The organism is Streptomyces sp. SKN60 (assembly GCF_026236535.1).
Classification (GTDB): Bacteria; Actinomycetota; Actinomycetes; order Streptomycetales; family Streptomycetaceae; genus Streptomyces.
This window is the reverse complement of sequence record NZ_JAHTMW010000008.1, coordinates 267,456-288,919: the sequence shown is the minus strand read 5'-3', so window position 1 is coordinate 288,919 and position 21,464 is coordinate 267,456. Positions and strand designations below refer to the sequence as shown.

General features: G+C 73.4%; 17 protein-coding genes. 5 read left to right on the top strand and 12 right to left on the bottom strand.

Features of this window, described 5'->3' with window-relative positions; translation table 11 throughout:
* Position 1: 1 nt before the first annotated feature.
* The 3 genes from solA to KV205_RS16105 form a co-directional block, all read right to left on the bottom strand.
* Positions 2-1,147 (bottom strand): N-methyl-L-tryptophan oxidase, encoded by a 1,146-nt coding sequence (solA, locus tag KV205_RS16115; protein WP_265865048.1) that lies wholly within the window; start codon positions 1,145-1,147, stop codon positions 2-4.
* Positions 1,144-2,205, bottom strand: coding sequence for an LLM class flavin-dependent oxidoreductase (locus tag KV205_RS16110; RefSeq protein ID WP_308404084.1), 1,062 nt, complete (start codon positions 2,203-2,205; stop codon positions 1,144-1,146). The genes solA and KV205_RS16110 overlap by 4 nt, the downstream gene beginning before the upstream one ends.
* A 72-nt stretch (positions 2,206-2,277) precedes the next feature.
* Complete coding sequence (locus KV205_RS16105) at positions 2,278-2,517, bottom strand: phosphopantetheine-binding protein (RefSeq protein ID WP_265865046.1); 240 nt, start codon at positions 2,515-2,517, stop codon at positions 2,278-2,280.
* Positions 2,518-2,735: 218 nt separating this feature from the next.
* Here KV205_RS16105 and KV205_RS16100 point away from each other — a divergent pair, with 218 nt between their 5' ends.
* The 5 genes from KV205_RS16100 (at position 2,736) to KV205_RS16080 (ending at position 7,731) form a co-directional block, all read left to right on the top strand.
* Positions 2,736-4,367 carry a (2,3-dihydroxybenzoyl)adenylate synthase gene (locus tag KV205_RS16100; protein ID WP_265865045.1) on the top strand — a complete coding sequence of 544 codons (1,632 nt, stop codon included), beginning with the start codon at positions 2,736-2,738 and terminating at the stop codon, positions 4,365-4,367.
* Between the two features lie 156 nt (positions 4,368-4,523).
* Positions 4,524-5,789 carry a DegT/DnrJ/EryC1/StrS aminotransferase family protein gene (locus KV205_RS16095; RefSeq protein WP_265865044.1) on the top strand — a complete coding sequence of 422 codons (1,266 nt, stop codon included), beginning with the start codon at positions 4,524-4,526 and terminating at the stop codon, positions 5,787-5,789.
* Positions 5,790-5,804: 15 nt separating this feature from the next.
* A complete protein-coding gene (locus tag KV205_RS16090; protein WP_265865043.1) occupies positions 5,805-6,035 on the top strand; it encodes a tautomerase family protein in 231 nt (76 codons plus the stop codon).
* Positions 6,032-6,709 (top strand): DUF5819 family protein, encoded by a 678-nt coding sequence (locus KV205_RS16085; RefSeq protein WP_265865042.1) that lies wholly within the window; start codon positions 6,032-6,034, stop codon positions 6,707-6,709. Before KV205_RS16090 ends, KV205_RS16085 begins: the two co-directional genes overlap by 4 nt.
* Positions 6,697-7,731: a hypothetical protein gene (locus KV205_RS16080; RefSeq protein WP_265865041.1), complete on the top strand. Its 1,035-nt coding sequence runs from the start codon at positions 6,697-6,699 to the stop codon at positions 7,729-7,731. Before KV205_RS16085 ends, KV205_RS16080 begins: the two co-directional genes overlap by 13 nt.
* Before the next feature lie 75 nt (positions 7,732-7,806).
* Here the strand turns inward: KV205_RS16080 and KV205_RS16075 are convergent, their stop codons facing one another.
* The 9 genes from KV205_RS16075 to nadA form a co-directional block, all read right to left on the bottom strand.
* Positions 7,807-8,547: an SDR family oxidoreductase gene (locus tag KV205_RS16075; RefSeq protein ID WP_265865040.1), complete on the bottom strand. Its 741-nt coding sequence runs from the start codon at positions 8,545-8,547 to the stop codon at positions 7,807-7,809.
* A gap of 142 nt (positions 8,548-8,689) precedes the next feature.
* Positions 8,690-9,790 carry an HAD family hydrolase gene (locus tag KV205_RS16070; protein WP_265865039.1) on the bottom strand — a complete coding sequence of 367 codons (1,101 nt, stop codon included), beginning with the start codon at positions 9,788-9,790 and terminating at the stop codon, positions 8,690-8,692.
* Entirely contained in the window at positions 9,787-10,923 is a 1,137-nt protein-coding gene (locus KV205_RS16065) for an acyl-CoA dehydrogenase family protein (RefSeq protein ID WP_265865038.1), read from the bottom strand. Before KV205_RS16065 ends, KV205_RS16070 begins: the two co-directional genes overlap by 4 nt.
* 18 nt (positions 10,924-10,941) lie before the next feature.
* Positions 10,942-11,196 carry a phosphopantetheine-binding protein gene (locus KV205_RS16060; protein ID WP_265865037.1) on the bottom strand — a complete coding sequence of 85 codons (255 nt, stop codon included), beginning with the start codon at positions 11,194-11,196 and terminating at the stop codon, positions 10,942-10,944.
* Positions 11,197-11,270: 74 nt separating this feature from the next.
* Complete coding sequence (locus KV205_RS16055) at positions 11,271-12,209, bottom strand: 3-hydroxyacyl-CoA dehydrogenase family protein (protein ID WP_265865036.1); 939 nt, start codon at positions 12,207-12,209, stop codon at positions 11,271-11,273.
* A complete protein-coding gene (locus KV205_RS16045) occupies positions 12,206-17,878 on the bottom strand; it encodes a type I polyketide synthase (protein ID WP_274710480.1) in 5,673 nt (1,890 codons plus the stop codon). The genes KV205_RS16055 and KV205_RS16045 overlap by 4 nt, the downstream gene beginning before the upstream one ends.
* Complete coding sequence (gene nadC / locus KV205_RS16040; RefSeq protein ID WP_265865035.1) at positions 17,875-18,801, bottom strand: carboxylating nicotinate-nucleotide diphosphorylase; 927 nt, start codon at positions 18,799-18,801, stop codon at positions 17,875-17,877. The genes KV205_RS16045 and nadC overlap by 4 nt, the downstream gene beginning before the upstream one ends.
* Positions 18,798-20,423: an L-aspartate oxidase gene (locus tag KV205_RS16035; RefSeq protein WP_265865034.1), complete on the bottom strand. Its 1,626-nt coding sequence runs from the start codon at positions 20,421-20,423 to the stop codon at positions 18,798-18,800. The genes nadC and KV205_RS16035 overlap by 4 nt, the downstream gene beginning before the upstream one ends.
* Positions 20,420-21,445, bottom strand: coding sequence for a quinolinate synthase NadA (nadA, locus tag KV205_RS16030; RefSeq protein ID WP_265865033.1), 1,026 nt, complete (start codon positions 21,443-21,445; stop codon positions 20,420-20,422). Before nadA ends, KV205_RS16035 begins: the two co-directional genes overlap by 4 nt.
* Positions 21,446-21,464: the final 19 nt, after the last annotated feature.

Here is a 21,464-nt window from a genome sequence, read left to right as displayed (position 1 = left end):
CTTACAGGAATCGGTTGGGATCGGCGAAGCCCAGCGGACAGCCGGTCGGCCGGCCGAGGACGATGTCGGCCAGTGCCTCCCCGATGCCGGTGGAGTGCTTGAAGCCGTGGAAGTTGCAGCCGCCGGCGACGACCAGTCGCGGGTCGCCGTGCGGGCGGCCGATGAGGAACTGCTTGTCGGGGGTGCGGCTGAACATGCCGACCTCGGTCCGCGACGGCACGGCCCCCATGCCGGGCACCGCCTCGGCAAGCAGGCCGGAGACCGCGGTCCAGTCCTCCGGGGTGACGCCGCGGTCGCAGTCGTCGGCGGGGGTGACCCGGAACGCGCTTCCGCCGTCCTCCAGGCCGAGTTTGACGTCCGGGCCGTCGTGGGAGCCGTGGCCCCAGATGGCGCCGCGGCCGCCGAGCTCCCGCATGAAGGGCGGCAGCCGGTCGAGGGTGAACGGCGCGGGGTCGCCGGCCGGCCGGAACCAGGTCTGGGGGACCCGTACGGTCTCCAGGGGCAGTCCGGGCACCAGCGTGTCGAGCCAGGGGCCCGCGGTCACCACGACCTGCCCGACCCGGAAGTCACGGGCGGGGGTGCGGACGACCATGCCGTCGCCGGCCGGTTCGATCGCGGTGACCCGGGTGTCGGTGAGGACCCGGGCGCCGGCCGCGGCCGCCGCGCCGACGGCGGCGCGGACGGCCGCCTCCGGCCGGATGAGCCCGGCCTCCGGCTCGCGGACGCCGATGTCGCCGTCCTGGAACGCCGCGTGCTGCGGCAGCCAGCGGCTCAGCTCGCCGGCGGTCAGGGTCTCCACGGGCAGGTCGTGCTCCCGGGCGGCCCGCAGCGAACCGCCCGCGATGTGTCCGTCCGCGGGGCCCATCAGGACCGCGCCCACCTGGTCGAAGAGGGCGCGGCCGGTGAGGGTCTCCAGCTGCTGCCACAGCTGCCGGGACCGCTTGGCCAGTGGCACGAGTCCGGGGTGTTCGAGGCAGGTGACGCGGAACATCCGGGTGCCGCCGTGCGACGCGCCGAAGGGGTGGCCGAGCCCGTACCGCTCGAAGCCGAGCACGCGTACGCCGCGCGAGGCCAGCTGCCACAGGGCCGAGGCACCCCAGGCGCCGAGCCCCACCACCGCGACGTCCGCGTCGGGCGTCCGGGTCATGCCGGCTGCTCCGGGCCGGTGAAGGCGGGCATCACGTGCTCGGCGAAGAGCGTCATGGCGCGCTCGGCGTCCTCGTAGGGCATGTGGCCGGGGTTGAACTGGAGGCTGAGCGTGGGGTCCGCGCCGAACCAGTCGACGAGGACGGCGATCTGCTCGCGCACCTCGTCCGGGGTGCCGGCGAGCACCTTGTTGTCGGCGTGCGACTGTCGGAAGTCGTACTTCTTGACCTTCTCGACGAACTGCTCGTAGCCGCGGTACGCGTCGCTGCGCGTCCGGCCCCAGCTCGCCACCGCCTCGGCCATGTGCTCGACGTAGTTGACCTCGAAGGTCTCGGCGAGGTCGAGCGCCTTGGCGCGGTCCTCGGCCACGTAGCAGGTGTACTTGATCTGGATGCGCGGGCTGCCCGGGTGGCCGGCCTCCCGCCAGGCCTCGCGGTAGCCCGCCAGCATCGACTGGAGCTGCTCGCGGGAGGTCACCGACGGCACCACCTGGAGGTGGTGTCCGGCGCGTCCGGCGGCGGCGCACGAGTCCGGGCTCATCGCGGAGGCGATGAAAATGGGCGGGTGCGGCTTCTGGACGGGCTCCGGGAGCATCGTGACGGGGCCGAACCGGTGGAAGGAGCCCTCCCAGACCACGTCCCGCTCGGACCACAGGCGACGGCAGACCTCGACGCCCTCGGCGAAGCGGGCCCGGCTCTCGTCGATGTCGATGCCGAAGGCCTCGAACTCCTGCGGCAGGAAGGCGCGGCCGAAGCCGACGTCGAGCCGCCCGTGGGAGAGGTTGTCCAGCATCGCGAGCTTGCCGGCCAGTTTCAGCGGGTGGGTGAAGGCGGGGATGACCGCTCCGGTGCCGATGCGGATCCGGCTGGTGCGCGCGGCGGCCGCGGTGAGGAAGGTGACCGGGTCCGGCATGTAGCCGCCGTACGGGGAGAAGTAGTGCTCCACGCACTGGGCGTGCTCGAAGCCGAGCTCCTCGGCCAGGCACACCAGGCGGAGCGCCTCGTCGAAGTAGTCGCTCGCGCTCTTCTTCGCCGGGTCGACAACGGGAAAGAAATTCACGCCGAATTGCATCGTGACTCCAATGGCTTGCTGAGGGAATGACAGGCGCCGCCGGGCGGGCCGCCCCGTGACTTACCGGGAGATGAGTTCCCACCAGGCCTTGAGGGTGGGCATCGCGGCGAATTCGGCGATCTCGCCCTGGAGCCCGCCTCGCTGCCAGCCCGACACGATGCCCATGACACCGATCGAGTCGAGTCCGAGATCCTGGAGATTCACGTCGTCCGTCACCTCGGAGACGCTGACACCGAGCCGGTCGGCGAGCACCCGCCGCAGCTCCGCCTTGTCCCCCGGAATGACACCTTGGTTACTCAATTTCCACACCGCACCATTCGGATCCGTCTGACGGCTCAACCGGGAATCAACCCTAGCCGCCGCCCCTAAAAGGCCCCTTAAAAGGGGCTATTGACGCGTTGTGCCAGATCCTAAAGCGTCGGATATTGGCGGTGCCGAAACTCTGACGGCTCGGTTAGCATCACCAAAATATCAGCCCCGGAAACCATCGATTGTGTTGACAGGAGAAAGGACTGAAAATGCAGGACGGATGCGTTCCCTGGCCGGAGGCCACCGCAGCGGCGTACCGGGAGGCCGGATACTGGCGGGGGGAGACGCTGGGGCGGCTGCTGCGCGGCTGGGCGGCCGCGTACGGCGACCGGACCGCCCTCGTCGGCGGTGACCGGCGCGTGACGTACGCCGAACTCGACGCCTGGGCGGACCGGCTGGCGGCGGGCTTCGCCGCGCGCGGCGTCGGGCCGGGCGACCGGGTCGTGGTCCAGCTCCCCAACACCCCGGAGTTCGTCGCCGTCTGCTTCGGTCTCTTCCGGCTCGGCGCGCTGCCCGTCTTCGCGCTGCCGGCGCACCGGCGCCACGAGATCAGCCATCTGTGCGCGCACTCCGGTGCCGTCGCCTATGTGGTGCCGGACGTCCATCAGGGCTTCGACCACCGCGAACTGGCCTCGGAGGTCCTCGCCTCGGTCCCGTCCCTGCGCGAGGTGTTCGTCCTCGGCGACCCCGGCCCGCACAGCTCCCTGGAGGAGCTGTCGGCGACTCCGGCCGCGGTCCCGGCACAGGACGAGCCGGCCGGGGCGGACCCGGCGGACGCCGCGTTCTTCCTGCTGTCCGGCGGCACGACCGCGCTGCCCAAGCTCATCCCGCGGACCCACGAGGACTACGCGTACCAGATCCGCGCCGCCTCGGAGATCTGCGAACTCGACGGCGACACCGTCTACTTGGCCGTCCTGCCGATCGAGTTCAACTTCACCTGGGGCTGCCCGGGCGTGCTCGGCACCCTGAGCAAGGGCGGCACGGTCGTGCTCGCCAGGACGCCGAACCCCGACGAGTGCTTCGCGCTCATCGAGCGGGAGCGGGTCACCATGACCTCCTGCGTGCCGACCATCGCCCACATGTGGCTGGACGCGGCCGAGTGGACCGAGCGGGATCTGAGCAGCCTCTCGGTGCTGCAGATCGGCAGCGCCAAGCTCCACCCCGAGGTGGCCGCCCGGGTCACCCCGGCCCTGGGCTGCCGGCTCCAGCAGGTGTTCGGCATGGCCGAGGGCCTCCTCACCTTCACCCGCTACGACGACCCGCTCGACCGGGTGCTCACCACCCAGGGCCGCCCCATCTCCCCCGCCGACGAGGTCCGCGTGGTGGACCTGGAGGACCGGCCCGTGGCCCCGGGCGAGACCGGTGAGCTGCTGACCCGCGGCCCGTACACGCTGCGCGGCTACTACCGCGCCGAGGAGCACAACGCCGGGGCGTTCACCGAGGACGGCTTCTACCGCAGCGGTGACCTCGTGCGCTTCACCGAGGAGGGGGACATGGTCGTCCAGGGCCGGGTCAAGGACGTCGTCATCCGCGGCGGCGACAAGGTCTCGGCCACCGAGGTGGAGCGGCACGTCACCGCCGTGCACGACGGGATCCAGCAGGCCGCCGTGGTCGCCATGCCCGACGAGGTCATGGGCGAACGGGTCTGCGCCTTCGTCGTCCCGGCCGGCGAACCGCCGCGGCTCCCCGAGCTCAAGCGCCTGCTGCGCGCCCGCGGCCTTGCCGAGTACAAGCTGCCGGACCGCCTCGAAGTGATCGACGCCTTCCCGCTGACCGGGCTCGGCAAGGTCGACAAGAAGGCCCTCTCCGCGGAACTCGCGCAGCGCATGGCCTCGGCCTGACGCTTCCGCCCCGGCCGGCGGGGACCGCCGCCCCGGCGATCCACGCCGCCGGGGCGCGCCCGCGTGCCCCGGCTCCGCCGGCCCCGGCACGCGGGCACCCATCAGCCCACGTCCCGCACGGCGCGGGACGCCATTCCGTCATGGGGGTACCTCCGTATGCAGCAACGCTACGTCGTGCCGGGCGGCCGCCGAGGCAGCGTCATCGGCGATCGCGAACTGGACGTCCTGGGGCGGCTCGTCTCCTCCGACGCCCCGCTCTCCGCCGGGGGGTGGCGGGAGGCGTTCGAGCAGGCCTTCGCCCGCCACGTCGGCGCCCGGCACGCCCTGTCGGTGACCAGCGGGACGGTGGCCCTGGAGATCGCCATCCGGCTGCTCGACCTGGCACCGGGCGACGAGGTCGTGGTGACGCCGCAGACCTTCCAGGCCAGCATCCAGCCGCTGCTCGACCTGGACGTCACGGTCAGGTTCTGCGACATCGACCCGCTCACCCTGAACATGGACCCGGCCGCCCTCGAACCGCTGATCACCGACCGGACCCGGGCCGTGATCCTGGTCCACTACGGCGGCTGTCCGGCGGACATGGACGCCGTCATGGCGCTCACCCGGCCCCGCGGCATCACGGTGATCGAGGACAGCGCCCACGCGCTCGGCGCCACCTACCACGGCCGCCGGCCCGGTGCGCTGGCCGACATCGCGACCTTCAGCTTCCACTCCACCAAGAACATCACCAGTCTCGGCGAGGGCGGCATGATCACCCTGGACCGCGACGACTGGGCGGAGCGGGTGCGCCGCCACCGGGACAACGCGGTCGACGGCCTCTACGTCGAGCACGGTACGGACGCGGCGGAGGCGCCCGCCGCACTGCCCTGGATGATGTTCGCCGACGAGATCTACGACCGCGCCTGCACCGGCATCCGCAACGCCGGCACGAACGCCACGATGTCCGAGGCGGCGGCCGCGGTGGGCCTGGCCCAACTGGACCGGCTCGACGAGCTGGTGGCACGCCGCCGGCTGATCGCCCGCAGGCTCGACGAGGTCCTCGCGGCGTTCCCCGGCACCCGGCCGGTCTCCGCGCCGGAGGGCGTCGGCCACGCCTACCACCTCTACACCTTCCTCGTACGCGACCGGGACACGCGCGACGCCCTGCTGCGCGAGCTCGACGCACGCGGTGTGGAGGCCCAGCTGCGCTACTTCCCGCTGCACCTGACGCCGGAGTGGCGGTTCCGCGGGCACGGCCCCGGCGAGTGCCCCGTCGCCGAACGGCTCTGGTTCGAGCAGCACATGAACCTGCCCTGCCACCCGGGGCTGACCGACTCCCAGGTCGACCATCTCGTCGACGCCCTGACCGCCGCCCTCACCGCCGTCACCGCCGTCACCGGCACGGCCGCGAACCTCCGCGGCGGCACGGCCGCCGCCGTCTGACAGACAGGAGCCACCATGCCTTTCATCGAGGTCAAGATCTTCGAACAGCGTCTGACCGAGCAGACCGAGCGGGAGCTGGTCGAACAGCTCACCCAGGCGACGGTGAACGTGTTCGGCGAGGAGATCCGGGACCAGACCTGGATCGTCCTCACCCCCGTCCCGGCCCACCGCTGGGGCATCGCCGGCAGCACCGGCCCGCGCCCCGCCACCCAGGAGCAGGCCCAGGAGCAGGAGTCCCGGTCATGACGGAACCACGCACCGGCACCGGCCGGTGGAGACTGCTCGGCATGGGGCTGCCGCCGCTGCTCGGCCTGGCCTTCGTCGCCATGACGCTGATCGTCAACGCGCCGGTCTCGCCCGCGCGGACCCAGGCGTACCAGGCGGTCGCGCCGGTCGCCGACACCTACTTCCGGCAGAGCTGGATGCTCCTCGCCCCGTACTCGGTGGACTACAACGGCGAGGTCTTCTACCAGGTCGAGTACGAGAACGCGAGCGGCCGGCACACCACCGAGCCGGTGTCGCTGTCCCGCGAGATGGCCGGCACCGCCCGGGAGATCCGCATCGCCCCGAACCGCATGGGCGCGGTCGGCCTCTACCTCGGCGTCGAACTCGGCAGCCTGCACGACAAGGAGGCGGCCGTCGACGAGGCCCGGAAGAAGGCGCTCTCCGACTTCTCCGGGCAGCAGAGCGAGCTGACGGCCCTGCAGGAGGCGGCCAAGACGGACACCGCCACCGTGCTTTCGCCGCTGGTGGACGAGCTGCACCTGGACGGCCGGGTCACCCGGCTGCGCGCCTACTACACGTACACGCCCGTCAAGCGCTTCGACGTGCGCCACTCGCCCGAGGACCCCCGCTCCGAGGTGTTCACCGACCTCGGCTGGTTCGACTACCGGCCTGGAGCCCAGCCATGGACCGACTGAAGACCGCCGCCGCGCGTGCGCTGCGCGGTGTGTCCAGCCACCCGAAGTACCTCGTCGGACTCTCGCTCTGCCGCATCCTGCTGGGCGTGAGCACCACGCTGTACTACGTCTCCAACATCCCCTACCGCGCGTTCCTGTGGGGGCCGGACAGCTACTCCGGCTTCGCCGCCTTCAAGGCGCTCACCGGGGACCAGCACATCTTCTCGCTGTACGCGCTCAGCGACGGCCGCGCCTGGTTCGACCTCGTGTACTTCGCCGGGCTGCTGGTCTCGCTCGCCTGGACGGTGTTCGGCTCGCGGAGCCTGACGGTGGTCCACGCGGTGTTCATGACCTCGATCTACCACCGCAACTACACGATGTGGGAGGGCGGCGACGCGCTCACCGGCATCGTGCTGATCCTGCTGATGGGCGCCACGGTCAACGCCCACTTCAGCCCGCTGGCCAAGGGCGTCCGCGCACGCCTTGAGCGGCGCGCCGGCGAGCCGCATCTGCGGACCTCGCTGCACAACACGGCGGCCGTGCTGATCGTCTTCCAGGCGTGCGTGGTCTATGTCGTCTCCGCGCTGTGGAAGGTGGCCGCGCCGCAGTGGCAGGAGGGTACGGCGCTCTACTACATCAGCCATGTCTGGCAGTACACCTACAGCTCCGCCTTCCCCCAGCTGATGGACAGTCTGGTCCTGACGACGCTCGTCACCTACTTCGCGATCGTGGTGCAGCTGCTCGTCCTCCCGGCGGCGCTCACCTCGCGCCGGTGGTTCCGCGAGGCGGTCGTCCTGGGCATCGCCGGGATGCACATCGGCATCATGGCCGGGATGGGCCTGATGACGTTCGGCTTCGCCATGATGGCCATCGACGCCGTGCTCGTCCGTGACGCGGACTACCAGGCGCTCTTCCGCCGGGTGCGGCTGCTGCGGGAGCGGGTGGCGGCCCGGCGCGCGGAACGCACGACGGCCTCCGGCGAACCGGCCTCCGGCCAACCGGGCTCCGGGGAGCCCGCGGCCGAGGAGCTGAGCGCGGCCTGAGGCCGCGTCCCCCGGGGCAGCGAAGAGCCCGACCGGTCCGCGGACCGGTCGGGCTCTCGTCGTACGGGGCGGGGGTCAGACCATGCCGCCGGTCACGCGCAGGTTCTGGCCGCTGACGAAGCCGCCGTCCGGGCCGCAGAGGAAGGCCACCACACCGGCGATGTCGGCGGGCTCGCCGATCCGGCCCAGCGGGGTCATCCGGACGGCCAGCTCCATGCCCTCCTGGGTGATGTTGGCCCGCAGCAGCTCGGTGTCGGTGGCGCCCGGCGAGATCGCGTTGACGGTGATGCCCCGGGGGCCGAACTCCTGGGCCGCCACGCGGGTGTACTGCTCGACGGCGGCCTTGCTGCCGGCGTGCAGCGACACACCGGGCACCGGCAGCGCGGTGTTGGCGGTCGACAGGTTGATGATGCGGCCGCCGTCGTTCATCAGCCGCGAGGCCTCCTGGAGGGCGAAGAACACGGCGCGGGCGTTGACCGCCATCGCCCCGTCGAACTCCTCCTCCGTCACGGCGTCGATGCGCGTCGCGGTGGCCGCCGCGGCGGCGTTGTTCACCAGGATGTCGAGACCGCCGAGCAGGCGGTGCGCCTCCGCCATGGTGCGGCGCACCTCGGCGACCTCGGTCAGGTCCACGCGGAGGGCGTACGCGGTGCGCCCGGCGGCCTCGACCGCCGCCACGACCTCCTTGGCCTCGGCCTCGCGCTCGCGGTAGGTGAAGGCCACGTCGGCTCCCTCGGCGGCGAGCCGCTCGACGACCCCGCGGCCGATGCCGCGCGAGCCTCCGGTGACCAGGGCCTTCTTCTGGGAAAGAGTCATCATGTGTCCTCGGTGTGCGGAAACGGATATGCGAAAGCGGGTACGCGAAAACGGGTACGCGAACGGGTATGCGGGAGCGGATACGACGAAGCGGGGGCCGGCCCGGCGGCCGGCCCCCGCAAGCGGTCGGGCGGTCGGGCGGTCAGCCGGCTGCCCGGACGTCGAGGTAGGCCGGGTCCGGCGGGATGGACGACAGGTCGGCGGCGAACCGCACCCGGCCGTCCTCGCGGGAGATCTCCTCGAAGCCGTTGAACTTGAAGGAGACGTACATCATCCGGTTGCGGTCGGTCGGCACGAAGTCCGCGATCAGCCGGGCGCCGGCGTCCCGGGCCAGCCGCTTGACGTGGTTGATCAGCACGGTGCCCACGCCGCGTGACATCACCCGGCAGGACATCAGCAGCAGCCGGAGGTGCCAGTCCTCCTCCCCCTTCTCCACCAGGGCGAGCCCGATGGTGCCGTACGGCCCGTACCGGTCGGTGAGCGAGGCGGTGAGCAGCAGATGCCGGTCCGAGGTGCGGAAGGCGTCGAGCTCCTCGTACGAGTAGGTGACGCCGGTCGTGTTCAACTGGTTGGTGCGGACGGTCAGTTCCTCGGCACGCTGCAGGTCCGGCTCGCCCGCGGGGGCGATCTCGAACCGCATGCCCAGACGGGCCAGGAACTCGTCCTGGGCTCCGTCGAACCGCTCCTCGGCGTCCTTGCGGACCTGGTCCGCCCGGTACATCTCGCGGCGGCGGCGGGAGTCGTCCGTCGCGAAGCGCGGCATCAGCTCCGGCAGCCGGGTCAGTCCGGGCAGCTCGGCCGCGTCCAGGCAGCGCACCTGAGGGAGTGCGAAGGAGACCTCGTCCCGCTCGAAGGGCTGGTCGTCGATGAACGCGATCGTGTCCAGGCCGATGTTCAGCGCCTCGGCCACGGACCGCACGGACGCGGACTTGGCACCCCAGTTGATCTGCGGGTGCAGGAAGTACTCGGCCAGGCCGAGCTCTTCGAGCCGGGCCATGGCGGCGGCGTGGTCGTTGCGGCTGGCGATCGAGTGGAGGATGCCGCGCTCGTCCAGGGTCCGGATGGCGTCGGCGACGCCGGGCCGGAGGGTGACCCGCCCGTCCTCCAGGAGGACTCCGTCCCAGACGGTGTGGTCCAGGTCCCACACCACGCACTTCACGGTCTTGCCGGCCTCGCCGGTCTCGTCGGTCTCGTCGATCTTGCCGGTCGTGCCGGTCTTCACGGTCGTCCCGGTCTCGCTCATGCGGCACGCTCCCGCAGGGCGGCCTGCGCCAGGTAGTCCTGCTGCACTTGGGTGCTTCCCTCGATGATTTCCATGATCTTCGCGTCCCGGAGCATGCGCTGGGCCGGGTGGCCCTCCGCGCAGCCCGCGGCCCCGAAGATCTGTACGGTGTCGGCCGCCGCGCGGAACGCCTTGACGGAGGCGAAGTACTTGGCCATCCAGGTCGCGTCCACGGTCGCCGGGTCGCCCGCGTCCTTCAGCCGCCCCGCCCGCAGGCACAGCAGCCGGGCCGCGGTCGCGTCGGTGGCCATGTCGGCGATCATGCGGCGCACCAGCTGGTGCTCGCCCAGCGGCCGGCCGAACTGGACGCGCCGGTCCGCGTGTGCCGTGGCGGCGTCGGCGCACGCGGCGAGCAGGCCGACGCACCCCCACGCCACGCTGTAGCGGCCGATGTCCAGCGCGCTGGTGGCCACCGCCGACAGGCCGAAGCCCGGCCGCCCCACGAGGGCGTCGGCCGGCACCCGGCAGTCGACCATGCGGAGTTCGGCCAGGAGCGAGGCCCGGGTGCCGAGCATGCCGGTGACGGGTACGACGTCGAGGCCAGGTGCGTCGCGTCCGACGAGGAACGCGGTGATCTGCCCGTCGAGCCGGGCGAACACCAGGAAGACGTCGGCCCGTTGTCCGAAGGTGGTCCACTTCTTGGCGCCGGTGAGGGTGTAGCCGCCGTCCGGCAGGCGTTCCGCGGTGGTGCTCAGCCGCCCGGCGTCGCTGCCGGCCTCGGCCTCGGAGAGCCCGAAGGCGGCGGCGCTCTCGCCGGCGGCGAGGCGGGGCAGCCAGTGGGCGCGCTGCCCCTCGCTCCCCCAGCGGGTCACCGCGTGCACCACCATGCTGTGCACGGTCAGCAGACTGCGCATCGACGAACAGGCCTGCCCGACCGCCTCGTTCAGCAGCCCGAAGGAGACCGCGTCGAGCCCGGCGCCTCCGTACTCGCGAGGCACCAGGGCGCCGAGGTGGCCGCGCGCGGCGAAGCCGGCGACGGCCGATTCGGGCACGGCCTCGTTCTCGTCCCACGCACCGGCGTACGGGGCGATCTCCGCCGCCGCGTAGGACCGGGCTTCCGCGAACAGGCTCTCCTGCCGCGCCGTCAACTGCATCGTGCTACCCCGTGGTCGTCAGGCGGTCGGCGTGGCGGCCGCGGCCTTGCGCGCCACGAAGGCGGCCACGGCGTCCACGCTGCGGAAGTTGTCCATCCGGAGGTCCTCGTCGGCGACCGGGGTCGCCAGCTCGCTCTCCACGAACATCACCAGCTGCATGATGAAGAGCGAGTTCACGAAGCCGGAGGCGAACAGGTCGTCGCTGTCGCCGAGTTCCCGGTTGCGTACGTACTTGCCGATGAATTCCCTGGTGGCGGACTTGATGGCGTCCATCGGGACCTCTCTGTGAGTGGGTGCGGGTGTGCGGGTGAGGGTGTTCGGGTGAGGGAGAGGGGGTGCGGGCCGCGTCAGGCGGCGGGCCGCCCGCCGTAGTCGTAGAAGCCGTGGCCGCTCTTGCGGCCGTGCAGACCGGCGTGGACCATCCGCTGCAGCAGCGGGCAGGGCCGGTACTTGCTGTCGGCGAAGCTCTCGTACAGGCCCTCGATCGAGAGCAGGATGGTGTCGAGGCCGATGAGGTCGGCCGTCTCCAGCGGCCCCATCGTGTGGCCGAAACAGGTCTTGAAGATCCGGTCGACGTCCTCGACGGTGCTGACGCCGTCCTGGAGGAGGAAGGCCGCCTCGTTGATGGTCAGCATGAGCACGCGGTTGGACACGAAGCCGGGGGCGTCGTTGACGACGATGCCCTCCTTGCCCATGGCCGCGAGCAGCCGCTGTGTGGTGGCGATGGTCGCCTCGGAGGTGTGGTGCCCCCGGATGACCTCGACGACCGGCTTCTGCGTGACCGGGTTCATGAAGTGGGTGCCGATGACCCGGTCCGGGCGCGACACCGCGCCGCCCACCTTGGTGATCGGGATGCAGGAGGTGTTCACCGCGAAGACGGCGTGCTCCGGGCAGAGCCGGTCGATCTCCTCGTACACCCGGCGCTTGGTCTCCCAGTCCTCGGTGACGTTCTCGATGACGAAGTCGACCTCGGTGAACCCGCTGTAGTCGGTGGCGAAGGTGATCCGCTCCAGCACCTCGGCGACGGGGACCTCCGGTCCGCCGGCGCCCAGCAGCCGCTGGAAGCGGACCTTCTGCTCGATGGCCCTGCGGGCCCCGTCCAGCGCCTCCTCGGAGACGTCGACGAGGACGACCCGCAGTCCGTGCTGGGACAGCACCTGGGCCACCTCGCGGCCCATCACTCCGGCGCCGGCCACACCCACCGCGCGCAGCGCTTCCATGTTCTCCTCCATGCCGTTGTCGTTCCGTTCGTCCTCCGGGCGGGCTTTCGCCGGGGCGGCCGTCACCGCGCCTCCTCCTTCAGCCGGTCCACGACGGCGGCGAGACCGGCCACCGTGAGCGCGTTGAAGACGGTGCCGACGGCCACGTCGACGCCCAGCTCCGCGCGCAGCCGCGCAGCGAGCTGGATGCCGAGCAGGGAGTGCCCGCCGAGCTCGAAGAAGTCGTCGTGCGTGCCGACCCGGTCCAGGCCGAGCAGGTCCTGCCAGAGCGCGGCCAGCGCGCTCTCGGTGTCCCCGCGCGGGGCGGTGTACGGGGTCATCAGATGCGGCCGGGGGTGGGCGGGGCCGGCCGGAGCAGCGCCGGCGGCGTCCTCCCGCGGGCCCGCGCCCGCGCCCTCGGCGATCACCTGGGCCATGACCGCGTCCAGGTCCTGGGTGCACACGGCGACCTGGGGGCCCGGGGCCGCCGCCAGGATCCGGTCGAAGGCGGCCACGCCCTCGTCCGGCCGGATGCCCTGCGCCAGCTGCTGCCGCAGGAAGGCGACGCCCGGGGCCTCGCGCCCCGGCCCGTCCTCGGCCTCGGCCTCGGCGAAGCGGTAGCCGACGATCTCCTCGGACGTACCGCTGCGCAGGCCCGCGAGGCGTTCGGTGAGGTCACCGGTCCGCTTCAGGACGAATCCCTCGACGACGACCAGCACACGCCCGTCCTCGTCGGTGATCGTCACGTCGGCGGAGAGGGTCTCGAGCGCCGGGTCGTCGGCCACGGCATAGCGGTGGTGGCTGTAGACGCGGGCGGTGAGCGGGGCGTACTGGGTGACCCGGCCGTACGAGATGGGAATGCGGAACTCCTTCGCCGCGTGCACCCCGACGAAGGCGGTCGCGAGGTCCATCAGCGACGGGTGGAGGGCCAGCTCCGGGACCTCGTGGGCGTACCGCTCCGGGAGCGCGAGCAGGGCCAGGTACTCCCGGTCGCCGGCGTACATCCGCTCCAGGCACAGCGAGCGGCCCGCGAAGCCCATCGGGCCCTCGTGCACGGGACGTTCCACCGGGCGCAGGCCGTCCGGCCCGGTCAGGGCCGCGATGTCCAGGCGCTCGGCGTGCGGGCGCTCGGTGTCCGGCCGGTCCCCCCGGTCGCCGACGGTCGCCCGGCCGGTCGAGTTGAGCTGCCAGGCGGCCTTGCCGTCGTACCGGCTGACCACGGAGAACGTGTAGGCGTCTCCGCTGCGGTCGAGCACCACCCGGACCTCGCGGGGCCGGTTCTCGTCCACCACGATCGGGGAGAGGAAGGTGATGTCCGACAGCTCCCGCGGCTCCCGGCCGGAGTGCTCGGCCACCGCCGCCCGGACCAGTTCCAGGTGACCGGTGCCGGGGACGACCGGGTGGCCCAGCATGCGGTGCTCGTCGACGAGCCAGCTGCGGTCCGCGCTGAAGTCGGCCGCGTAGACCGCGTGCCGCTCGGTGGCGGTGAGCCGGCGCGTGAGCAGCGGATGGCCGGTCTCCGCGGCGGCGCCGGCGCCGGGGTTCGCCCCGGCGGACCCGCCGACCGTGCGCTCGGCCATGCCGACCTCGCGCCAGGCGTCCCAGTCGATCGCCGTGACCGGCAGGTCGCCGAGGGCGTCGTGGTGGTGGGCGACGGCGTCCAGGAAGGCGTTGGCCGCGCAGTAGTCCACCTGCCCGAGCCCGCCGGTGACGGAGAGCAGGGAGGAGCACAGGACGACGAAGTCCAGGTCCGCCGCGACCTGGCGGCAGGCGTCGAGGAGCGCGAGCGTGCCCTCCACCTTCGGGGCGAGCACCTCGGCGGCCGCCGCCGGGTCCTTGAGCTGCATCAGGCCGCCGCCGGGCACTCCCGCGGCGTGCACGACGCCGTGCACGGCACCGAAGCGCTCCACGGCGTGCCGCATCGCCGCGGCCACGGCCGGGCCGTCGGTGATGTCGGCGCGGACGACCTCGACGCGGGCGCCGGACTCCTCGAGGCTCCGTACCCGCTCGATCCGCCGGACGAGCGTGGCGTCCGTGCCCGTCCCGGCGGTCAGGGCGTCCCACTCCTCGCGGGGCGGCAGTCCGTGCCGGCCGACCAGCACCAGGTTGGCACCGGCCGTCCGGGCCAGGTGCCCGGCCAGCTCCAGGGCCATGCCGCCCAGACCGCCGGTGATCAGGTAGGTGCCGCCCGGGCGCAGCCGGGGATGGGGCTGCTCGGTGCGGTCGACCGGGGCGGGCAGGAACACCCGCCGCCAGCGGCCGGTGCCGCGCAGCGCGATCTGGTGGTCGGTGACGGGCTGGTGCAGCTGCGCCACGAGGGCGTCCAGGGCCCGGGGCACGTCACGGCGGCTCGCGGGGGCGGTGAGGCTGATGTCCACGCTGCGGCATGCGATGCCGGCCGACTCGCGCGGCCAGACCTGGGTGGGGCCGAGCAGCAGGGCCTTGCCCGGCTGCGAGCCGCTGCCGTGCAGCGGGTGCAGGTCGCTGGAGACGACCGTGACGTCGACCTCGCCGGCGGCGCCGGTCGCGCCGAGCGCCTGGGCCAGGAACAGCAGGCTGTCGAAGGCCCGCCGGCGGAGCTCGCCGGGGTCCGGGACGTCGTCGGGGCCGGTCACGGTCCAGCAGTGCACGATGTGCCGCGGCAGTGCGCCGGCCCGGTCGAGCTCGCGCAGCAGTGCGGTGTAGTCCTCGGCGCGGTCGGGCCGTACGGTGTAGCGCCCGTCGCCAAGCTCCTGCCAGGCGTCGCCGGCCCGGACCGTCACCACCCGGTGTCCGCGCCCGGTCAGCCGGGCGACGACGTGGTCGCCGACCGCGTGGTCGTCGAGGAACACCAGCCAGTCGGCGGGTTCGTCGGTGGGCTCTCCGGCGGCGCCGGCCCCGGCGAGCAGCGGCGGCAGCGGTTCCCAGGCCGGTACGGAGAACCACTCGGCGAGGTTCTCCTTGCGGACCAGCGCGGGGGCCGCCGGCGGCGCCTGCTCGGTCTCCCAGCGGGGCGTGACGCGGTGCTCGCGCAGGTCGAACGGAGTGGTCGGGAGGGCGAGCCGGACCGGGCCGCCGTCGAGGGCGGGCCACCGCACCGGGACCCCGGCGAGCCAGAGCTTGCCGAGCGTGCCGCGCAGGAAGGCGGCCGCCGGGCGCCGGTCGAAGGACGGGGGCAGCGTGGCGAGCACCAGCTGGGCCGCGGCGTCCTCGGCGGGGCGGTTGCGCAGGGCGATGCCGCCGAGCGTGGAGCCGGGGCCGACTTCGAGGAGGACCCGGTCCGGCTCGTCCCACAGCTTGCGGACGCCGTCGGCGAACCGGACCGGCTCGCGCAGGTGCCGGGCCCAGTAGCCAGGGTTGGTGGCCTGCTCGTCCGTGATCCAGTCACCCGTCACGTTGGAGAGGTACGGGACGGACGGCGGCTTGAGCGCGAAGCCGGCGACCAGCCGGGTGAACTCCTCGACGAGCGGTTCCATCATGACGGAGTGGAAGGCGTGCGTGGCGTTGAGCCGGCGGGCGGCCACGCCCTCGGCGGCCAGGTCGGCCTCGACGGCGGCGATCGCGTCCGGCTCTCCGGAAAGCACGCACAGCTCAGGGCCGTTGACCGCGGCCAGGGAGAGCCGGTCGCCGAGCAGCGGGCGGACCCGCGACTCGGGCAGCGGCACCGCGAGCATCCGGCCGGGGGCGAGCCGGCCGATCAGTTCGGCCCGCGCGGCCACCAGGGTCAGCGCGTCCTCCAGGGTGAGCACGCCCGACAGGCAGGCCGCGACGTACTCGCCGAGGCTGTAGCCGATGAGGGCGTCCGGCCGGACCCCCCAGTGTTCGAGCAGCCTGGCCAGCGCGTACTCCACGACGAACAGGGCCGGCTGGGCCTGTTCGGTCTCGCTCAGACCGTCGACCGGGTCCGTCCCGCGGCCGAGCAGCCTGCGCAGGTCGGGGCCCTGGTCCGGCTCGTCGGCGGGGGCGGGGGCGGGCCCGGGGTAGAGCGCGGCGGGCAGATCGATGCCGGACCGCTCCTTCAGCAGGGCCGCGCAGCGGTCCACCTCGGCGCGGAAGACCGGTTCGGTCTCGTAGAGCTGACGCCCCATCTGGGGGTACTGGTCGCCGAGACCGGTCAGCAGGAAGGCGACCGGCGGAACGTCGTCCGCCGCCCGGCCGGCGAAGAGGGAGTCGGCGGACCCGCCACGCAGCGCGGCGACGGCCCCGTCCAGGTCGCGGGCGAGGGCGATCCGCCGGTGCGGGAAGTGGCTGCGGCCGTCCTGGAGGGTCCGGGCCACGTCGGCGAGCCGCAGGCCGGGCCGGTCCGCGAGGTGGGCGGCCAGCCGCTCGGCCGCCTGCTCGGCGCCCTCCGGGGTGCGGGCGGAGACCGGAAGGAGCTGCCAGTCGGCACGGTGCCCGGCGCGGTCCGGCCCGTCCTCCTGGGCGCGGACCGGCTCCGGTGCCTGCTCCAGGACGACGTGCGCGCCCGTACCGCCCAGGCCGAAGGAGCTGACCCCGGCCCGCAGCGGGCCGGCGCCGGCCGGCCAGGCGGTGAGTTCGGCGTTGACCCGGAAGGGGGTGCGGGCGAACCGGATGCGCGGGTTGGGCCGTTCGAAGTGCAGGGTCGGCGGCAGCATCCGGTGCTGGAGCGAGAGGACCGTCTTGATCAGGCCGGCGATGCCGGCGGCGGCGTGCGTGTGCCCGATGTTCGTCTTGACCGAGCCGAGGGCGCAGTCGCCGTCGCGCCAGCCGGCCGCGCGGAAGGCGCGGTCGAGCGCGTCGACCTCGATGCGGTCGCCGAGCGGGGTGCCGCTGCCGTGCGTCTCGACGTAGCCGATGGTGTGGGGATGGGCTCCGGCGCGTTCCAGGGCGGTGCGGATCACCTCGGACTGGCCCTGTACGCCCGGGGCGGTGAAGCCGACCCGGTCGGCGCCGTCGTTGCCGACGGCGGAGCCGAGGATCACGGCCCGGATCGGGTCGCCGTCGGCCAGGGCGTCGGCCAGCCGGCGCAGCACGACGACGCCCACGCCGTCGCCGATGACGGTGCCCTCGGCGGCGGCGTCGAAGGCGCGGCAGTGCCCGTCGGAGGAGAGGATGCCGCCGCGCTGGAAGACGTATCCGCGCTGATGGCCCGAGCGGACCGTGGCACCGCCGGCGAGCGCCGTGTCGGACTCGCCGAGGAGCAGGCTCTGGCAGGCGAGGTGCACGGCGACCAGGGAGGTGGAGCAGGCGGTCTGCACGGTCACCGACGGGCCGGTCAGATTGAGTTTGTACGAGACGCGGGTCGCCAGGTAGTCGCTGTCGTTGGCGACGTCGCGGGCGAACTCCGCGGCCGCGTCGCCGTCGGTGGGCACGTGCCGGAGGTAGTCGCTGCGGTAGCCGCCAGCGAAGACGCCGACCTTGCCGCCGAGCCGGTCGGGGCGGCGGCCGCTGTCCTCGAGGGCTTCCCAGGCGCACATCAGCATCAGCCGGTGCTGCGGATCCATGATGTCCGCTTCCCGGGGGTTGATGCCGAAGTGGCCCGCGTCGAAGCCGAACTCGTCGTCGAGCACGGCCTGGGCGCCGACGAAGGCCGGGTCGGCGCGCAGCGCCTCCGGCACGCCCGCGGCGGCCAGTTGCCGGTCGTCGAAGAAGGTGACGCTCTCGGTTCCGTCCCGCAGATTGCGCCAGAACGCCCCGGGTCCGTCGGCGCCGGGGAACCGGCAGCCGATGCCGACCACCGCGATGCGGCCGTCGGGGACGTCGGCGGGGCGGTCGGCGGTGGCGGTGTCGGCGGTGGCCGTCTCTCGTCGGCTCATCGCTGCCCCTCTCCTCCTTCGGTGTGCGGGGCGAAGTCCAGCCCCAGGTCCAGGGCGGGCGCCGAGTGGGTCAGCGCGCCGACGGCGAGCAGGTCGACGCCGGTGCGGGCGTACGCGGCGGCCACGTCGAGGGTGAGCCCGCCGGAGGCCTCCAGACGGGTACGGGCGCCCGCGGCGGCGCGGCGGCGGACCGCCTCGGCGCACTGCTCGACGGTGAAGTTGTCCAGCATCACCTCGTCGGCGCCGAGGGCCAGCACCTCGTCGAGCTCGTCGAGGGTGGTCACCTCGATCTCGCAGGGCAGCTGCCCGGCGTGGGCGCGGGCGGCGCGCAGCGCGGCGCCCGCCGAGCCGGCGGCGACGATGTGGTTGTCCTTGATCAGGATCGAGTCGCCGAGGCCGAGGCGGTGGTTCTCGCCGCCGCCGCGGCGCACCGCGTACTTCTCGAGCAGGCGCAGGCCCGGCAGGGTCTTCCGGCTGTCCCGGACCGTGCACCGCGTGCCCGCCAGCTCGTCGGTCCACCGGGCCGTGAGGGTGGCGATGCCGGAGAGATGGCACAGCAGGTTGAGCATGGTGCGCTCGGCGAGCAGCAGTTCACGGGTGGGCGCGGTCACCCGGAGCGCCACGTCACCGGCGCCGAGCCGGTCCCCGTCCGCCCGACACTCGGCGACCTCGTACCGTCCCCCGGTGACGAGGTCGAGCACGGCGAGCGCCACCGGCAGCCCGGCGAGCACTCCCGACTGCCGCGAGCCGACGACCGCCTCGGTGACGGCGTCGGCGGGCACGGTGGCGTCGGTGGTGGCGTCGGCGCCGTAACGGAGGTCCTCCTCCAGCGCGGTGACGACCACGCGCCGCGCGTCCTCGACGTCGACGCCGGCGGCGCGCAGCCGCTCGTCGGTCGCGGGCGACCAGTCCTCGGCGATCATGCTGCTCCTCCCACGGGAACGGGACGGTTGACGACCGGCCGGCCGGTGGACGCGTCCAGGCGCACGGTCGTCGAGCGGCCCCAGACGGTGTCGTCGGTGCCGGGGAAGTCGGTGCGGACGTGGCAGCCTCGGGTCTCGCGGCGCTCGGCCGCGGCGGCGAGGAGGGCGTCGGCCACCAGGGTGAGGGCCGCGTCCTCGACCGCGCGGGCCGAGTCGAGCGGGCGGCGGTGGGAGACGGCGGCGACGGTGCCGGCGGCCTCCGCCAGGCCGGCCGCGGTGCGGCCGATGCCCGCGTGGCGGGTCATCGTCCGCTGCAGGACGGCGCGGTCCGCCACGGCCGCGGCCGCGGTGCGGTCCGGCCATCCGGCGGCGTCCGGATCCACCGGGGCGCTGTCGCGCAGATCGGCCGCGGCCGCCCGCGCCGCCCGCTCCCCCACCACGAGCCCTTCGAGCAGGCTGTTGGAGGCGAGCCGGTTGGCTCCGTGCAGTCCGGTACGGGCGACCTCGCCGGCCGCGTACAGGCCGGGCACCTCGGTGCGGCCGTCGACGGTCGCGACGACTCCGCCGCAGGCGAAGTGGGCGGCGGGCGCGACCGGTATGGGCTCGCGCGACGGGTCGACGCCGGCGGCGGCGCACACGGCGTGGACGGTCGGGAACCGGCGCCGGAAGGCCTCCGGCCCGAGGTGGGTGGCGTCGAGCAGGACGTGGTCGCTGCCCGTCTCCGCCATGCGGCGGGTGATGGCGGCGGCCACCACGTCGCGCGGGGCGAGGTCGGCGAGCGGATGCACGCCGGCCATCACCCGCTCGCCGCGGGTGTCCACCAGGATGCCGCCCTCGCCCCGTACGGCCTCGGTGACCAGCGGCCGGCGGCCGTGCGCGCCGGGGCCGGTGAACAGCACGGTCGGGTGGAACTGGACGAATTCCAGGTCCGCGAGGCTCGCTCCGGCGCGCAGCGCGAGGGCGAGTCCGTCGCCGGTGGCGCCCTCCGCGTTGGACGTCGCCCGGTAGAGCTGGCCGAGGCCGCCGGTGGCGAGGAGCACGGCCGGGGCGCTGATCAGGCCCGGCACGGCGGCCGAGTCGAGCACCGCGAGGCCCGCGACCGCGCCGCCGGGCGTGCGCAGCACGTCCAGGGCGGTGTGTCCGGTCAGCACGGCGACGCGTCGGTCACGGGCGGCGGCGAGCAGGGCCCGCTCGACCTCCGCGCCGGTGGCGTCGCCGCCGGCGCGCAGGATGCGGAAGGCGCTGTGACCGCCCTCGCGGGTGCGGGCGAGGGCGCCGTCGTCGCCGGTGTCGAACCGGGCGCCGGTCCGGCGCAGTCGCTCGACCGCGTCAGGACCGTCCGTGACGATCCGTTCGACGGCGTCCTGCTCGCAGAGTCCGGCTCCGGCCACGTGGGTGTCCCGGGCGTGCCGGCCGACCGTGTCCCCGGGCTCGTGCGCGGCCGGCAGCACGACGGCCACGCCGCCCTGGGCGTGCCGGGTGTTGCCGTCGCCGGGACCGCCCTTGGTCACCACCAGGACCCGCAGCCCGAGTTCGGCGGCGGTGAGCGCGGCGGTGAGGCCGGCGACGCCGGTCCCCACCACCACGAGGTCCGCGCGGGCCGCCCAGCGCGGATCGGTCATTCGCCACCGCCCGGCCGGCCGATGGCGATCATCCGCCGCACGGACTCCCGGCCGCGCGCGGCGACCTCCGGGTCCACGTGCACCTCGTCGGCGCCCTCGCGCAGCGCGCGCAGCAGCGCGGCCGGCGTGATCATCTTCATGTAGCGGCAGGAGGCGCGCTCGTTGACGGCCCGGAAGTCGATCTCCGGCGCGGCCTTGCGCAGTTGGTGCAGCATCCCGATCTCGGTGGCGACGAGCACGGAGCGGGCCCCGGTCTCGCGGGCCGCGTCGAGCATCCCGCCGGTGGAGAGGATCCGCACCCGCTCCTCGGGCACGATGCCCTCGCCCGCGAGGTACAGCGCGGAGGTGGCGCAGCCGCACTCCGGGTGGACGAAGAGGTCGGCGTCGGGGTTGGCGGCCGCCTGGTCGGCCAGCTCGGGCCCGTTGATACCGGCGTGCACATGGCATTCGCCGGCCCAGATGTGCATGTTCTGCCGGCCTGTCTCCCGCTTGACGTGGGCGCCGAGGAACTGGTCCGGGCAGAAGAGGACCTCGCGGTCGGCCGGGATCGACTCGACCACCTCGACCGCGTTGGAGGAGGTGCAGCAGATATCGGTCTCCGCCTTCACCTCGGCGGTGGTGTTCACGTACGAGACCACCACGGCGCCCGGGTGCTCGGCTTTCCACTCCCGCAGCTCCGCGGCGGTGATGGAGTCGGCCAGCGAGCAGCCGGCCCGGGCGTCCGGAATGATGACCCGCTTCTCGGGGGCCAGCATCTTCGCCGTCTCCGCCATGAAGTGGACGCCGCAGAACACGATCGTGTCGGCGTCGCACTCGGCGGCGATCCGGCTCAGTCCGAGGGAGTCGCCCACGTGGTGGGCGATCTCCTGGATCTCCGGGAGTTGGTAGTTGTGCGCGAGGATCACCGCGTTGTGCTGTTCGGCGAGCCGCAGCACCTCATCGCGCCAGGCCGCATCGGCCACCACCCCGCCGTACGGGGTCAGGTCATCCTCCGCGCGCTCCGTTCCGGACGTGGCCGGCACGGGATTCGCTTCCGCCGTC

Bases quoted from the DNA above. Each gene is read 5' to 3' on its own strand.
- solA (WP_265865048.1), bottom strand. From the start codon at position 1,147: ATGACCCGGACGCCCGACGCGGACGTCGCGGTGGTGGGGCTCGGCGCC.
- KV205_RS16100 (WP_265865045.1), top strand. From the start codon at position 2,736: ATGCAGGACGGATGCGTTCCCTGGCCGGAGGCCACCGCAGCGGCGTAC.
- KV205_RS16095 (WP_265865044.1), top strand. From the start codon at position 4,524: ATGCAGCAACGCTACGTCGTGCCGGGCGGCCGCCGAGGCAGCGTCATC.
- KV205_RS16090 (WP_265865043.1), top strand. From the start codon at position 5,805: ATGCCTTTCATCGAGGTCAAGATCTTCGAACAGCGTCTGACCGAGCAG.
- KV205_RS16085 (WP_265865042.1), top strand. From the start codon at position 6,032: ATGACGGAACCACGCACCGGCACCGGCCGGTGGAGACTGCTCGGCATG.
- KV205_RS16080 (WP_265865041.1), top strand. From the start codon at position 6,697: ATGGACCGACTGAAGACCGCCGCCGCGCGTGCGCTGCGCGGTGTGTCC.
- KV205_RS16075 (WP_265865040.1), bottom strand. From the start codon at position 8,547: ATGACTCTTTCCCAGAAGAAGGCCCTGGTCACCGGAGGCTCGCGCGGC.
- KV205_RS16070 (WP_265865039.1), bottom strand. From the start codon at position 9,790: ATGAGCGAGACCGGGACGACCGTGAAGACCGGCACGACCGGCAAGATC.
- KV205_RS16065 (WP_265865038.1), bottom strand. From the start codon at position 10,923: ATGCAGTTGACGGCGCGGCAGGAGAGCCTGTTCGCGGAAGCCCGGTCC.
- KV205_RS16060 (WP_265865037.1), bottom strand. From the start codon at position 11,196: ATGGACGCCATCAAGTCCGCCACCAGGGAATTCATCGGCAAGTACGTA.
- KV205_RS16045 (WP_274710480.1), bottom strand. From the start codon at position 17,878: ATGAGCCGACGAGAGACGGCCACCGCCGACACCGCCACCGCCGACCGC.
- nadC (WP_265865035.1), bottom strand. From the start codon at position 18,801: ATGATCGCCGAGGACTGGTCGCCCGCGACCGACGAGCGGCTGCGCGCC.
- KV205_RS16035 (WP_265865034.1), bottom strand. From the start codon at position 20,423: ATGACCGATCCGCGCTGGGCGGCCCGCGCGGACCTCGTGGTGGTGGGG.